This is a genomic window from Streptomyces sp. NPDC001858 (genome assembly GCF_053594615.1).
In genome coordinates, this window is the sequence record NZ_JBSFEV010000021.1 from 69,399 (window position 1) to 81,206 (window position 11,808).

General features: G+C 71.3%; 11 protein-coding genes. 5 read left to right on the forward strand and 6 right to left on the reverse strand.

Going from position 1 to position 11,808, the window contains the following annotated elements; all coding sequences use genetic code 11:
* Positions 1-50: 50 nt before the first annotated feature.
* The gene (locus ACWCPF_RS26780) at positions 51-719 is read right to left on the reverse strand and encodes a hypothetical protein (protein ID WP_451047641.1); all 669 of its coding nucleotides are present in this window, start codon (positions 717-719) and stop codon (positions 51-53) included.
* 107 nt (positions 720-826) lie between these two features.
* Between ACWCPF_RS26780 and ACWCPF_RS26785 the strand changes: the two genes are divergently transcribed.
* The 3 genes from ACWCPF_RS26785 to ACWCPF_RS26795 are packed head-to-tail and all read left to right on the forward strand — an operon-like array spanning position 827 to position 4,172.
* Positions 827-1,444 (forward strand): DUF4956 domain-containing protein, encoded by a 618-nt coding sequence (locus tag ACWCPF_RS26785; protein WP_451047642.1) that lies wholly within the window; start codon positions 827-829, stop codon positions 1,442-1,444.
* The gene (locus ACWCPF_RS26790; protein WP_451047643.1) at positions 1,441-2,241 is read left to right on the forward strand and encodes a VTC domain-containing protein; all 801 of its coding nucleotides are present in this window, start codon (positions 1,441-1,443) and stop codon (positions 2,239-2,241) included. The genes ACWCPF_RS26785 and ACWCPF_RS26790 overlap by 4 nt, the downstream gene beginning before the upstream one ends.
* Positions 2,238-4,172, forward strand: coding sequence for a carbohydrate-binding domain-containing protein (locus ACWCPF_RS26795; protein ID WP_451047644.1), 1,935 nt, complete (start codon positions 2,238-2,240; stop codon positions 4,170-4,172). Before ACWCPF_RS26790 ends, ACWCPF_RS26795 begins: the two co-directional genes overlap by 4 nt.
* 33 nt (positions 4,173-4,205) lie before the next feature.
* On the opposite strand, the gene ACWCPF_RS26800 is transcribed toward ACWCPF_RS26795, so the two are convergent.
* Entirely contained in the window at positions 4,206-4,571 is a 366-nt protein-coding gene (locus ACWCPF_RS26800) for a PH domain-containing protein (protein WP_451047645.1), read from the reverse strand.
* A gap of 201 nt (positions 4,572-4,772) precedes the next feature.
* On the opposite strand from ACWCPF_RS26800, the gene ACWCPF_RS26805 reads away from it, so the two are divergent.
* Positions 4,773-6,122 (forward strand): pectate lyase family protein, encoded by a 1,350-nt coding sequence (locus ACWCPF_RS26805; RefSeq protein WP_451047646.1) that lies wholly within the window; start codon positions 4,773-4,775, stop codon positions 6,120-6,122.
* Positions 6,123-6,125: 3 nt separating this feature from the next.
* On the opposite strand, the gene ACWCPF_RS26810 is transcribed toward ACWCPF_RS26805, so the two are convergent.
* Positions 6,126-7,556 carry a hypothetical protein gene (locus ACWCPF_RS26810; RefSeq protein WP_451047647.1) on the reverse strand — a complete coding sequence of 477 codons (1,431 nt, stop codon included), beginning with the start codon at positions 7,554-7,556 and terminating at the stop codon, positions 6,126-6,128.
* Between the two features lie 389 nt (positions 7,557-7,945).
* Between ACWCPF_RS26810 and ACWCPF_RS26815 the strand changes: the two genes are divergently transcribed.
* Positions 7,946-8,089 carry a hypothetical protein gene (locus tag ACWCPF_RS26815; RefSeq protein WP_451047648.1) on the forward strand — a complete coding sequence of 48 codons (144 nt, stop codon included), beginning with the start codon at positions 7,946-7,948 and terminating at the stop codon, positions 8,087-8,089.
* A 42-nt stretch (positions 8,090-8,131) separates the two neighbouring features.
* Here the strand turns inward: ACWCPF_RS26815 and ACWCPF_RS26820 are convergent, their stop codons facing one another.
* The 3 genes from ACWCPF_RS26820 to ACWCPF_RS26830 all read right to left on the reverse strand — a co-directional run.
* Positions 8,132-8,617: a hypothetical protein gene (locus tag ACWCPF_RS26820; protein WP_451047649.1), complete on the reverse strand. Its 486-nt coding sequence runs from the start codon at positions 8,615-8,617 to the stop codon at positions 8,132-8,134.
* Positions 8,618-8,751: 134 nt separating this feature from the next.
* The gene (gene metG, locus ACWCPF_RS26825; RefSeq protein WP_451047650.1) at positions 8,752-10,473 is read right to left on the reverse strand and encodes a methionine--tRNA ligase; all 1,722 of its coding nucleotides are present in this window, start codon (positions 10,471-10,473) and stop codon (positions 8,752-8,754) included.
* Between the two features lie 145 nt (positions 10,474-10,618).
* The coding region (locus ACWCPF_RS26830; RefSeq protein ID WP_451047651.1) for a VWA domain-containing protein at positions 10,619-11,808 on the reverse strand (1,190 nt) is incomplete at its 5' end.

An 11,808-nucleotide genomic window follows, 5' to 3' on the forward strand; every position in this document is an offset into this window, starting at 1 on the left:
GAATCGGCCGGCTGAGCTGCTCAGCTGATACGCGGCAGGGGGCGTCCCGGTCACTCGTCCGGTGACGCCCCCTCCTCCAGCAGTCGCTCCGCGATGTCCGTCGACCAGGACTGGGCCCACGCCCGCAGGTCGACGATGTCGGGCTCCGTCAGGCCGTACCGGGTGAAGGCCGTGTCCGGGTAGTGGTCCGTGCCCTCCAGCCGGGTCTGCAGCGTGGGCAGATCGAACGCGTCCAGCGCATGCCGGCGGGCCAGTTCCTCCAGGTCCGGGTGGCTGAAGCGGGCCGCCGCGGCCCGCGCGTCGATCAGGTCCACCGCCAGACCGCGGTCGTACAGCGCGCGGATCTTCGTGCCCACCGCGTCCGGCAGCGACAGCGTCTCGCCGTAGACCGTCGGCACGGGCGGGCTCCACAGGGTCTCCTTGTGGAGGGCGAGGTGGAGCACGACGTCCGTCTCCGGATCCAGCACGGTCAGCCGCGCCGACAGCGGGTCCGTGTCCTGGACGGTCGTCTCACGCCCAAGGCCGGTCAGCTCCTCTCCCAGCGTCCGGGCGATCTCCGTCATCGGCTCGGCGCTCTCCGTCGCCAGGTCCACGTTCGCGTGCGGGCGTCGGAGCAGGCCGTGGGCTTCCAGGGCGTAGCCGCCGGCCAGCGAGAAGGGGGCGGACGGCACACGGAAGACGTCCACGAGGAGGCGCAGGTGCTGCTCGATGAGATCCACCGGGCAGTCGTAGCAGAAAAGAATGCCCCAAGGGTTTCTCCGCGCTTCTCAAAGTCGCTTAAGGCTTCTCCAAGGCGGGGCACAGGAAGTTCTCCCATGGTCGTGTCATGAGCACCCAAACGGTCCTCGTGGTCACGGACCTCGTCGCCATCTCCGTCCTGGTCTTCGGGGTCTACTTCCCGCGCCACCACCGCCGGGACATGATCACCGCGTTCCTCGGCATCAACGTCGGCGTGCTCGCCGTGGCGATGACGCTGAGCTCCGCCTCGGTGGGCATCGGCCTGGGGATGGGCCTGTTCGGGGTGTTGTCGATCATCCGGCTGCGGTCGTACGAGATCGCGCAGCACGAGATCGCCTACTACTTCTCGGCGCTGGCCATCGGCCTGCTCAACGGCATCCCCGAGGACACGACGGCGCTGCCCGTCGCCCTCACGGCGCTGATCGTCGGCACGCTGTTCGTCGCCGACCACCCCCGCCTGTTCGCCCGGCACCGCTCGCGCAGCCTGCGCCTCGACTCCGCGTACACCGACGAGGACGCCCTGCGCGCGCACCTCGAAGTGCTGCTCGGCGGGCGGGTGGTGAACCTGTCCGTGATGAGCATCGACCTCGTCAACGACATCACCCAGGTCGAGGTCAGATACGTGACACCGGCCAAGGCGGCGCGGGCCGTCGCCGACCCCTCGGCCGCGGAGCCCGCGCGGTCGCGTCCCGGGGTGCGGGCGTGACCGCGCTCGACTCCGTCGGCGCGGCCGTCGGCGCCCTGCGACCCGTCGGACTCGACGAACTCGTCGCACAGGCCGAGCTGTTGACCCGGCTGGACCGCAAATACGTACTCCCCCTCGCCGACCTGCCGTTCGTGCTCGGCGGGCTGGACACGGACGCACGGGTCCTGGAGATCGACGGGGAGCGGGACTTCGGGTACCGCTCCCGCTACTTCGACACCCCGCAGCTCGACGCCTATCTGGGCGCGGCGCGCGGCCGTCGGCGCCGCTTCAAGGTGCGGATCCGCAGCTACCTCGACTCCGGGCTCGACTTCCTGGAGGTCAAGACCCGCGGCCCGCGCGGCACGACCGTCAAGCAACGGATCCCGTACGACGGTTGCGAGGGCAGCGACGGCGCTTTCGACAGGGCCGGTCGCGCCTTCGTCGACGCCGTCCTCGCCTCCGCCGGCATCGACTCCCGCGGCTTCCGTCTCCGGCCCGCGCTGACCACGACGTACCGGCGCACCACCCTGCTGCTGCCCGACGACGGCAGTCGGCTGACCGTCGACACCGGGCTGGTCTGGGCGCTGCCGGACGGATCCCGGGCGCTGGGCGCGGCCGACCGGGTCGTCGTCGAGACGAAGGCCGGACGGGCCGGGTCCGGGGCCGACCGGCTGCTGTGGTCGCTCGGGCACCGGCCCTGCACGGTCTCCAAGTACGGCACCGGCCTCGCCGCCCTGCGCCCCGAACTCCCCGCCCACCGCTGGCTGCCGGTCCTGCGGCGCCACTTCCCCACCGCCCTCGACGGGAGCCCCGTATGAGCATCCGAACAAAGGTTCGGCGGAAGTCGGCCGTCGGCCTCGCCTCCGCCGCGCTGGCCTCCGCCGCACTCGCCTGTGCCGCGCTCGTCGGCTGCTCGTCGGGCGGCTCCGCGGAGGCCGACGGCGGTTCGGAGGCGTCCGCGTCGAGCTCCGCCGGCGTCGCCGTCGACGGCACGCAGTCCGCCGCCGCCGTGCTCGCCGCGAACAAGAAGGCCCACGACGCCGACGGCGTCGCCGATGTATCGGACGCGGTGGACATCACGCTCGACGGCGACTCGGCCACCGTCGGCGGCGCGGGCGCGGGCGCGGGCGCGAAGGCCGACGGCTCGACGGTGACCATCACCGCCGCCGGCGTCTACCGGCTCAGCGGCACGCTCACCGACGGGCGGATCGTCGTCGACGCGCCCGACGCGACGGTGAAGCTGCTCCTGGACGGGGCGAAGATCTCCAGCTCCGGCGGTGCGGCCGTCGCGGCCACCGCCGTGGACGAGCTGGTCGTGGTCCTCGCCGACGGCAGCGCGAACACCCTCTCCGACGCCGACTCCTACGCCGACGACGTCGAGGTCAACGCCGCACTGTTCAGCGCCGGCGACCTGACGATCGCGGGCGCCGGCACGCTCACCGTGAACGGAAACGGCGCCGACGGCATCGCGAGCAAGGACGGGCTGGTCCTCGCCTCCGGGACGGTCCGGGTCACCGCCGCCGACGACGGCGTCCGCGGCAAGGACTACCTCGTCGTCCAGGGCGGCACCCTCACCGTCGACGCGGGCGGCGACGGGCTCAAGGCCGACAACGCCGACGACGCCGACTCCGGATACGTGTCCCTGGCGGGCGGCGCGGTCGACGTCACCGCCGAGGGCGACGGCGTCGACGCGGCCACCGACCTCGTCGTCACCGGGGGTCGGCTGACCGTCGGCAGCGGAGGCGGGAGCGGCGTCGAATCCTCCGACGACGACGACGGCGACGACGACGGTGACGACGACGTCTCGGCGAAGGCGCTGAAGGCCGGCGTCATCGGCGTCCTGGCAGGCGGAACCATCGCGCTGGACGCCGCCGACGACGCCGTGCACAGCGACGGCGCCGTCCACTTCGCCGGGGCCACGGTGTCGGCCGCGAGCGGCGACGACGGGGTGCACGCCGAGGGCGACCTCGTCATCGACAAGGGCACGGTGAAGGTCACGAAGGCGCAGGAGGGCCTGGAGGGCGCCGACATCGTGGTGAGCGGCGGCGCGGTCTCGCTCGTCGCGAGCGACGACGGCATCAACGCGTCGGGCAGCAGCGGGAGTTCCCAGGAGGGGGGAGGCGGCGGACCGGGCGGCGGGGGCGGCGGTGAGGGCGTCGGCGCGTTCAAGTTGACGGTCAGCGGCGGCACTCTGCTCGTCGACTCCGAGGGCGACGGCCTCGACTCCAACGGCACCGCCGAGATCACCGGCGGCACGGTCGTCGTCAACGGCCCCCAGCGGGGCGGCAACGGCGCGCTCGACGTCAACGGGGACTTCCGGGTGAGCGGAGGCACGCTGCTCGCCGCCGGCAGCGCGAGCATGGTCGTCGCCCCCGACGAGGACTCGGCGCAGGGCTGGCTGTCGGCGACCCTCGACTCCTCCGTCCCGGCGGGCACGACCCTGCACGTGGTCGACGCCGACGGCAAGGTCGTCGCCACGTACGTCACGTCGAAGCAGATCCAGAACGTCGTCTTCTCGTCGTCCGCGATCAAGTCCGGGCAGGAGTACCGGATCCACTCCGGCGGATCGGCGCCGACCGGCGCCGGGGCCGACGGCACGGGCGGGCTCGCGGCGAAGGCGGGCACGCTCGGTTCGGCGCAGCAGATCGGGACGGCGACGGCCGGCCAGGCCCCCGAGGGCGGCGGGTTCGGCGGTGGCGCCGGCGGCGGTGGCGGTCAGGGCGGCGGTCCGGGCGGGAGCCGCCAGTGACACCGGCAGCCCCCGCGGCGCTCGGACCGGTGGCTACTTCGCCACGTACTGCGTGAGGATCGCCTGCACCTCGTAGATGTCCACGCCCTTGGTGAACGTCTTCTGGATCGGCATCGACGAGCCGGAGACCCAGATCTTCAGCTCCGCGTCGAGGTCGAAGGTGCCGGCGGTCTCCACCGCGAAGTGGGTGATGCTGCGGTACGGGATGGAGTGGTACTCCGTCTTCTTGCCGGTGATGCCCTGCTTGTCGACGAGGATCAGCCGACGGTCCGTGAACATGATGGTGTCCCGGATCAGCAGGAAGGCGGCCTGGACCTGCTCGCCCTGCCCCAGCAGCCGCGCGTAGTCCTGCTGGGCCTGCGCCGGATCGATCGGATGGGCGTTCCCGAAAAGTGCCATGGATGTCCCCCAAGTTCGTCCCCATGGGCGGCGTTTGCCCCCCTCGCGGCACCCTAAGGGGCCCGTGAGGGAATCGTGAAGGCGTTGAGCGGGGGAGGCGCGGCGCGGGTCGGCGGAGAAAATTCTTGACGGGCGGCAACTCTTCATCCGGCGGCGACCACTGAAAGGCCGTAAGCCCGCTTCTCCCCGTAAGGATCCCCCGTGGCAGCTACCTCCCACCGCCGGTCCCTCCGCTCGCGCCGCGCCCTCGTGCTCTCCGCCGCCGTCGTGGCCGCGGGCGTCGGCGCGGGCGTCGTCGTGATGAACGCGAACGCCGGGACCGTCGACCTGTACCACCAGACGCTTGCCGCGAAGGACGGCTGGGCCTCGTCCGGCACGGGCACGACCGGTGGCGCCAAGGCCGACGCCGCGCACACTTTCACGGTCTCCACCCGCGCGCAGCTGGTGAAGGCGCTGGGCTCCGCCTCCGACACCACCCCGCGGATCATCAAGATCAAGGGCACCATCGACGCCAACACGGACGACGCGGGCAAGAAGCTGACCTGCGCGAACTACGCGTCGGGCACGGGCTACTCGCTCTCGGCGTACCTGAAGGCGTACGACCCCGCCTCCTACGGCACCTCCAAGCTGCCCTCCGGCACGCAGGAGAAGGCGCGCGCCGCCGCGCAGACCAAGCAGGCGAAGAACATCGTCTTCAAGGTGCCCGCCAACACGAGCATCGTGGGCGTGCCGGGCACGGCCGCCGGGATCTCCGGGGGCATGCTCCAGATCCAGAGCGTGGACAACGTCGTCGTGCGCAACCTGACCTTCGCCGCCACCGAGGACTGCTTCCCGCAGTGGGACCCGACCGACGGCGACGACGGCAACTGGAACTCCAACTACGACTCCGTGACCCTGCGCGGCGCGACCCACGTGTGGGCCGACCACAACACGTTCACCGACGCGCCCCACCTGGACAGCGCCAACCCGAAGTACTTCGGCCGCGAGTACCAGATCCACGACGGCGCCCTGGACATCACCAAGAGCTCGGACCTGGTGACGGTGTCCCGCAACCAGTTCACCAACCACGACAAGACGATGCTGATCGGCAGCAGCGACAGTGAGCCGGCCGGCAAGCTGCGCGTGTCCATCCACCACAACATCTGGAAGGGCATCGTCCAGCGCGCCCCGCTGGCCCGGGTCGGCCAGGTGCACATCTACAACAACTTCTACGACGTCACGACCCTCAACGGCTACGCGACGCAGTACAGCATCAACTCGCGCGCCAAGGCCCAGGTCGTCGCCGAGAACAACTACTGGAAGGTGCCGGCCGGCGGCAAGGTCGCCAAGCTGCTCAGCGGCGACGGCACCGGCTCGGTCAAGGGCTCCGGCAACCTTGTCAACGGCACGGTCACGGACGTCGTCGCCGCGTACAACGCCGCCTCGTCGAAGGACCTGAAGACGACGGTCAACTGGACCCCGACCCTCACGACGGGCCTGGAGACCTCGGCGAAGAACCTGCCGACCGCGCTGGCGACCACGACGGGCGCGGGCGTCCTCACCGCCTCGTAGCTCTTACGCGCCCCCTTCGTTGCGGTGGCGTCCGTCGCCGCCCCGCCGGAAGACGGCCGCCAGCGCACGCCGGAGCTTGCGAGGAGGCGGCGGCACGGCAGGCGGGGCGGCCGGCGGCACGGCCTGCGGCTCGGCCGGCGGTGTGCTCCTCGGCACCTCCGGCAGCGCGGCCGCCGGGAAACGGGCGATCACCAGGCGCCGGCGCGGGGCGGGGGGCACGTACGGCGGCGCGGTGACGTCAGTGACGCCGTACTCGGTCACCAGGTAGGGCGTCGTGGCGGCCCACGGGGTGGCCGTCCAGGACCCGGGGTCGTAGGTGTCGGAGTGGTAAGTGTCAGAGTGGTGAAAGTAGCCGTCGCCCGGGTGGTGCCACTGGTTCGGGTCCCAGGCTGACGACGCGGAGTAGCCGTACTGCGCGTGCGGGTCCATGATGTCCGCGACGAAGGGGAGCGGCGCGAGGCTCTCCCATGGGGGCAGTGCGGCGATGGCCGGTTCGGCGATCGGCTCCGGAGCGGGGGCGGGCGTGGGAGTGGGAGCGGTGGCCTGGGGCTGGGGCTGCTGCGGGATGGCCAGCGCGGCGAGCCGGTCGCGTTCCTCCCGCATGGTGACCAGCTCCCCCTTGGCCTCGGCGCGTTCGTTCTCCACCCGCTTCAGACGCGCCGCGAGACGGGCCTCGTTGGCCTTGTGGGACTGCTTCTGACGCAGCCGTTCCGCGCGTTCGGCGGCCGAGTGGCAGCGGTAGGCGTCCAGCAGTTCGTCCGTCATGAACCGGTCGTGCAGCTCGGGAGCGGAACGCTTCAGCAGGTCGAGGTAGTCGAGCATGAGGGCCTGCCGGTCCGCCCGGCTCAGCGGACGGCCGTCCTGCGCCAACAGGTCCAGGAGCAGCGCCACTTCACGCGGCCGAGGTGTCAAAGTGCCCTGGGCGACGGCGGACAGCGCGGCCGGGGCCACCCCGTCGTCCGGCTCACCGGCCCGGAGGAGCTCCCGCAGCCGGTCGCCGATGACGGCGTGGTCGCCGCCCAACGGTGTCAGGACGGCCGTGCGCAGCCTGGCGGCGAACCGCTGGGCTGCGGCGGTGGTCTCCGGCGTCGCCCCCGACTTCGCCTCGCGGAGCGCGTCGCACCACAACGTCTCGTAGTGCGCCCAGGCGGCCTGTTCCTGCTCCGGGGTCCGGCTCGTGCCGTCCATCCGCAGCAGCTGCAGCACCACGGACTTGAGCGTGTCCAACCGGGTGCGTTGCCGGCCTTTGACGATGACTCTGACGCTCTCGTAGCTGGCGGTGGCCGGGAGATCGCCCTGCTTGTTCTCGTGGACGAGGTCCGCGAGCTCGCGCAGCGACGGGCCTCCGGCGGCTGCCCGCAGGGCCGCCACCTCCCGTGCGAGGCGTTGCAGTGCGCCCGATGGCTCGTGCGCGTCCGGCGACCCTGCCGTCATGGCCGCGGCTCCTCAACTGTCAAGGCTGTGTCAGATCGATCAGCCCGGAGCATCCCATATGTCAGCCGTTCGGCAGACGGCGCGAAGGGGCGCGTGTCAGAGCGCGTTGACGGAAGATCTGCCCCGTCATACGCGTCAGTGCCCCTGTTCGTGGGTGTCTTCTGGAGAGACCGGCCGGTCAGTACCGGCGGTGTGTGACGAGACCGGGCCGCGCTTCCCGCTGCCCGGTGGTCCGCGACGGCCCGGTCTCTCCCACCCACTTCATTCAAAGGGGCGATATGTTCAAGCTACGGCGGACGTGGACGCGTGCGGCTCAACCCGGCCAAAGCGGCCGATGCGGGGCGACACTGCGGTACCGTTCGTTCCTTTGCGCACTCGGGCCGGCCCCGATGGCGGCCCATTCGCTGGTACGGGACGCCCTGCCGGAGTTCCTGGGCTCGCTCATGGCGGGCCTGCTGCTCGCCGTCGCCGGGGTCGTCGTCAGCCGGATCCGTGCCCGGCGCGCCCGTCGGGAGGACAGCCGGGAGACCTGACGTGACGTCGCCTCAGGGACCGTCGGCTCAGATGCGGTCGGCTCAGGTGTCGTACGTGCCGTTCCACGGTGCGCCGAAGGCGAGGCGGTCCGGGTAGAGCTCTGCCCAGTCCTCGTCTTCGGCCTCGTCGTCCTTGCGGATCACTAGGCCGAACAGGACGTTCTCGTAGGTGAGTTGGAAGGGGCGGATGGCGATGTCCGTGTAGGAGCGGCGGGGCAGGCTGCGCAGCAGGGTCGCCAGGCGGACCCGGGCGCGGGTGAGGACCGAGTCCTCGCCGTGCGGGTTGCGCTGCTGCTCGGCCCAGGTGCCGGCACACCAGATGTCCGAGGCGCGGTAGTGGCCCGCGGCGTCGAAGGTGTGCAGCACGGTGTAGAGGCGTTTGCGTTCTTCCCAGCCGTCGTCGAGACGGAAGCCCTGGGGGAAGGCGTACGTGACCGACGCGAGGAACTGGCCGTCCGCGTACCGTCCGATGGACTCGGTGCGGTGCTTCGGCTCATAGGCGATCGGAATGACCTCGGGGACTGCCATGGCGGAAACCATACGGCTTGGCGAGAACATGCCGGAGCGGGGGGAAGCCCTTCGCCTTTTCCTCTACATCTTCTCCTTCTGCGTCTTCCCTTTCCCCGCCAGGTTCTGCCCTGGCGGGGAAAGGGAGGGGGACGTCAGCCCTCGGTGCCGCCGAAGCGCTCCTTGTAGGCCTCCAGGTCCTCGTCCGTGAGCTTCGCGAAGAGGACCGGGGGGACGGTGAAGGGGGTGCCCGCGGGGACGGCGGTCAGGGCGCGGGCCTCGTCCGCCGTGATCCAGGTCGCCGTGTCGTCCGACAGGGCGAAGGCCTCGCGCATGGTCCTGGCCGACGACGGGATGAACGGCTCCGAGACCACCGCGTAGAGGTGGATCAGGTTCATCGCCGTGCGCAGGGTGAGGGCCGCGGCGTCGTTGTCCGTCTTGATCTCCAGCCAGGGGGCCTTCTCCTCCAGGTAGGAGTTGCCGGCCGACCACAGGGCGCGCAGCGCGGCCGCCGCCTTGCGGAACTGGAGGGACTCCATCTGGGACTCGTACTCGGCGAGGAGCGCGGCGATCTGCTCGCCCAGCTTCGCCTCCGCCTCGCCGGGCGCGCTGCCCGCCGGGACCTCGTCGCCGAAGCGCTTCTTGGAGAACGACAGGACGCGGTTGACGAAGTTGCCCAGGGTGTCGGCGAGGTCCTTGTTCACCGTGGCGGTGAAGTGCTCCCAGGTGAAGGACGAGTCGTCCGACTCGGGGGCGTTGGCGATGAGGAAGTAGCGCCAGTAGTCCGCCGGGAGGATGTCCAGGGCCTGGTCGGTGAAGACGCCGCGCTTCTGGGACGTGGAGAACTTGCCGCCGTAGTACGTCAGCCAGTTGAAGGCCTTGACGTAGTCGACCTTCTTCCACGGCTCGCGCACGCCGAGCTCCGTGGCCGGGAACATCACCGTGTGGAACGGGACGTTGTCCTTCGCCATGAACTCCGTGTAGCGGACGGTGTCGTCCGCCTCGTACCACCAGGACTTCCAGTCCCTGGTCTCACCGGCGGGCGCCGCGTCCGACCATTCCTTCGTCGCCGCGATGTACTCGATCGGGGCGTCGAACCACACGTAGAAGACCTTGCCGTCCGCGGCCAGCTCCGGCCAGGTGTCGGCCGGGACCGGGACGCCCCAGTCCAGGTCGCGGGTGATGGCGCGGTCGTGCAGGCCCTCGGTGAGCCACTTGCGGGCGATGGAGGAGGCCAGCTGCGGCCAGTCGGCCTCGTGCCGGGCGACCCACTCCTCGACCTCGTGCTGGAGCTTCGACTGGAGGAGGAAGAGGTGCTTGGTCTCGCGGACCTCCAGGTCCGTCGAGCCCGAGATCGCCGAGCGGGGGTTGATCAGGTCCGTCGGGTCCAGGACGCGGGTGCAGTTCTCGCACTGGTCGCCGCGGGCCTTGTCGTAGCCGCAGTGCGGGCAGGTGCCCTCCACATAGCGGTCCGGGAGGAAGCGGCCGTCGGTGGGCGAGTACACCTGGCGGATGGCGCGCTCTTCGATGAAGCCGTTCTCGTTCAGGCGGCGGGCGAAGTGCTGGGTGATCTCCACGTTCTGGGCGGAGGAGCTGCGGCCGAAGTAGTCGAACGCGAGTGCGAATCCGTCGTAGACGGCCTTCTGCGCGTCGTGCGCCTGGGCGCAGAACTCGGCGACCGGGAGCCCCTGCTCCTTCGCCGCGAGTTCGGCCGGCGTGCCGTGCTCGTCCGTCGCGCAGATGTAGAGGACGTCGTGGCCGCGCTGGCGGAGGTACCGGGAGTACACGTCCGCCGGGAGCATGGACCCCACCATGTTGCCCAGGTGCTTGATTCCGTTGATGTACGGAAGGGCGCTGGTGATGAGGTGTCGAGCCATCGGAGGCTGCTCCCAGTCGGTTGTTGCGTCGGTTTTTTGTGGGGCTTGTTTTTGTGGGGCTTGAACTTGAAATCGTAGCCGACATGGGTAGGCCGCCCGCCTCCCGTTTTACGGGGTGGGAGACGGGCGGCCGAGGAGCGAGGGGCTACGGGCGCCAGTTCGCCAGGATGCCCTCGTAGACCTCCGTGTCCGTGAGCTCGCGCGGGGTCTCGCCGGCGAGGAAGTGGGACGTGTTGGCCAGCTTCAGCTTGCGGAGGTAGTCGAACGCCTTGTTCTCCGGGTCGCCGAAGGCGACGAAGGAGAAGAACACCGCGGGGTGGGCCTGCGCGGCGTCCGTGAGGGCCTGGGTGGCGGGGGTCTTCGCGTCCGGGGCGCCGTCGGTCTGGAAGACGACCAGGGCGGGGGTGCCGGGGGCTTCCTTTCCGTGCTGGGTGAGGACGTCCTCTACGGCGGCGTGGTAGCTGGTGCGGCCCATGCGGCCCAGCCCTGCGTGCAGGTCGTCGATCTTGTTCTCGTGGTCGGCGAGGGTGAGTTCGCCGGTGCCGTCCACTTCCGTGGAGAAGAAGGTGACGTGGACCTTCGTCTTCTCCGGGCCCTCGGGGTCGAGGTGGGCGGCGAGGGCGAGAGTCTGCTCGGCGAGGGCCTGGGCGGAACCGTCCTTGTAGTACGGCCGCATGGACGCTGAGCGGTCGAGGACGAGGTAGAGCTTGGCTCGGGCGTCGGTGAGGTGGGTTTTGGCGAGGGTTGCTGCCGCGGCGTCGTAGGCGGTCGCGAGGCCGCCGGGAAGCTCGACGCTGCCGCGTTCCTCCTGGGCCTCGGCTCCGCCCTCGGCCCCAGTGCCCCCACCCGCACCACCCGTGACGGTCTCGTCGTCGACTGCGGGTGGCCCCTGTGGGGCGTCCCCGCCATCGGCGACCGCGGCGACGGGGGTGGGGACGGAGGCGGCAGGAGCCGCCTTGTCCTCGACGGCCGCCGCAGGCTCCGCCTCCGGCGTGCCTCCGGCCCCGCCCGCCTCGGGCTCCGCCTCGGCGGCGGGCGCGGGCGCGGGGACGGGCTCAGGCTCGGCTTCGGGCGCGGGCTCGGACTCCGCCACGGCGGCGGGCGCGGGCGCTGCCTCGGGCTCCGCTGCGGCGGCAGGCGCGGCCTCCGGCTCCGCCACGGCGGCAGCCTCGGGCTCGGCTTCGGGCTTCGCCGCGACGACCGGCTCGGCCTCGGCGGCGAGCGTCGCCTCCGGCTCCGCTGCGGCGGCGGCCTCGGGCTCGGCTTCGGGCTTCGCCGCGACGACCGGCTCGGCCTCGGACTCCGCCTCCGCGGCGGGCGTGGCCTCCGGCTTTG

Excerpts from the sequence above, each read along its gene's own strand:
- metG (WP_451047650.1), bottom strand. The coding sequence starts at position 10,473 with ATGGCTCGACACCTCATCACCAGCGCCCTTCCGTACATCAACGGAATC.
- ACWCPF_RS26795 (WP_451047644.1), top strand. The coding sequence starts at position 2,238 with ATGAGCATCCGAACAAAGGTTCGGCGGAAGTCGGCCGTCGGCCTCGCC.
- ACWCPF_RS26820 (WP_451047649.1), bottom strand. The coding sequence starts at position 8,617 with ATGGCAGTCCCCGAGGTCATTCCGATCGCCTATGAGCCGAAGCACCGC.
- ACWCPF_RS26815 (WP_451047648.1), top strand. The coding sequence starts at position 7,946 with ATGGCGGCCCATTCGCTGGTACGGGACGCCCTGCCGGAGTTCCTGGGC.
- ACWCPF_RS26785 (WP_451047642.1), top strand. The coding sequence starts at position 827 with ATGAGCACCCAAACGGTCCTCGTGGTCACGGACCTCGTCGCCATCTCC.
- ACWCPF_RS26800 (WP_451047645.1), bottom strand. The coding sequence starts at position 4,571 with ATGGCACTTTTCGGGAACGCCCATCCGATCGATCCGGCGCAGGCCCAG.
- ACWCPF_RS26810 (WP_451047647.1), bottom strand. The coding sequence starts at position 7,556 with ATGACGGCAGGGTCGCCGGACGCGCACGAGCCATCGGGCGCACTGCAA.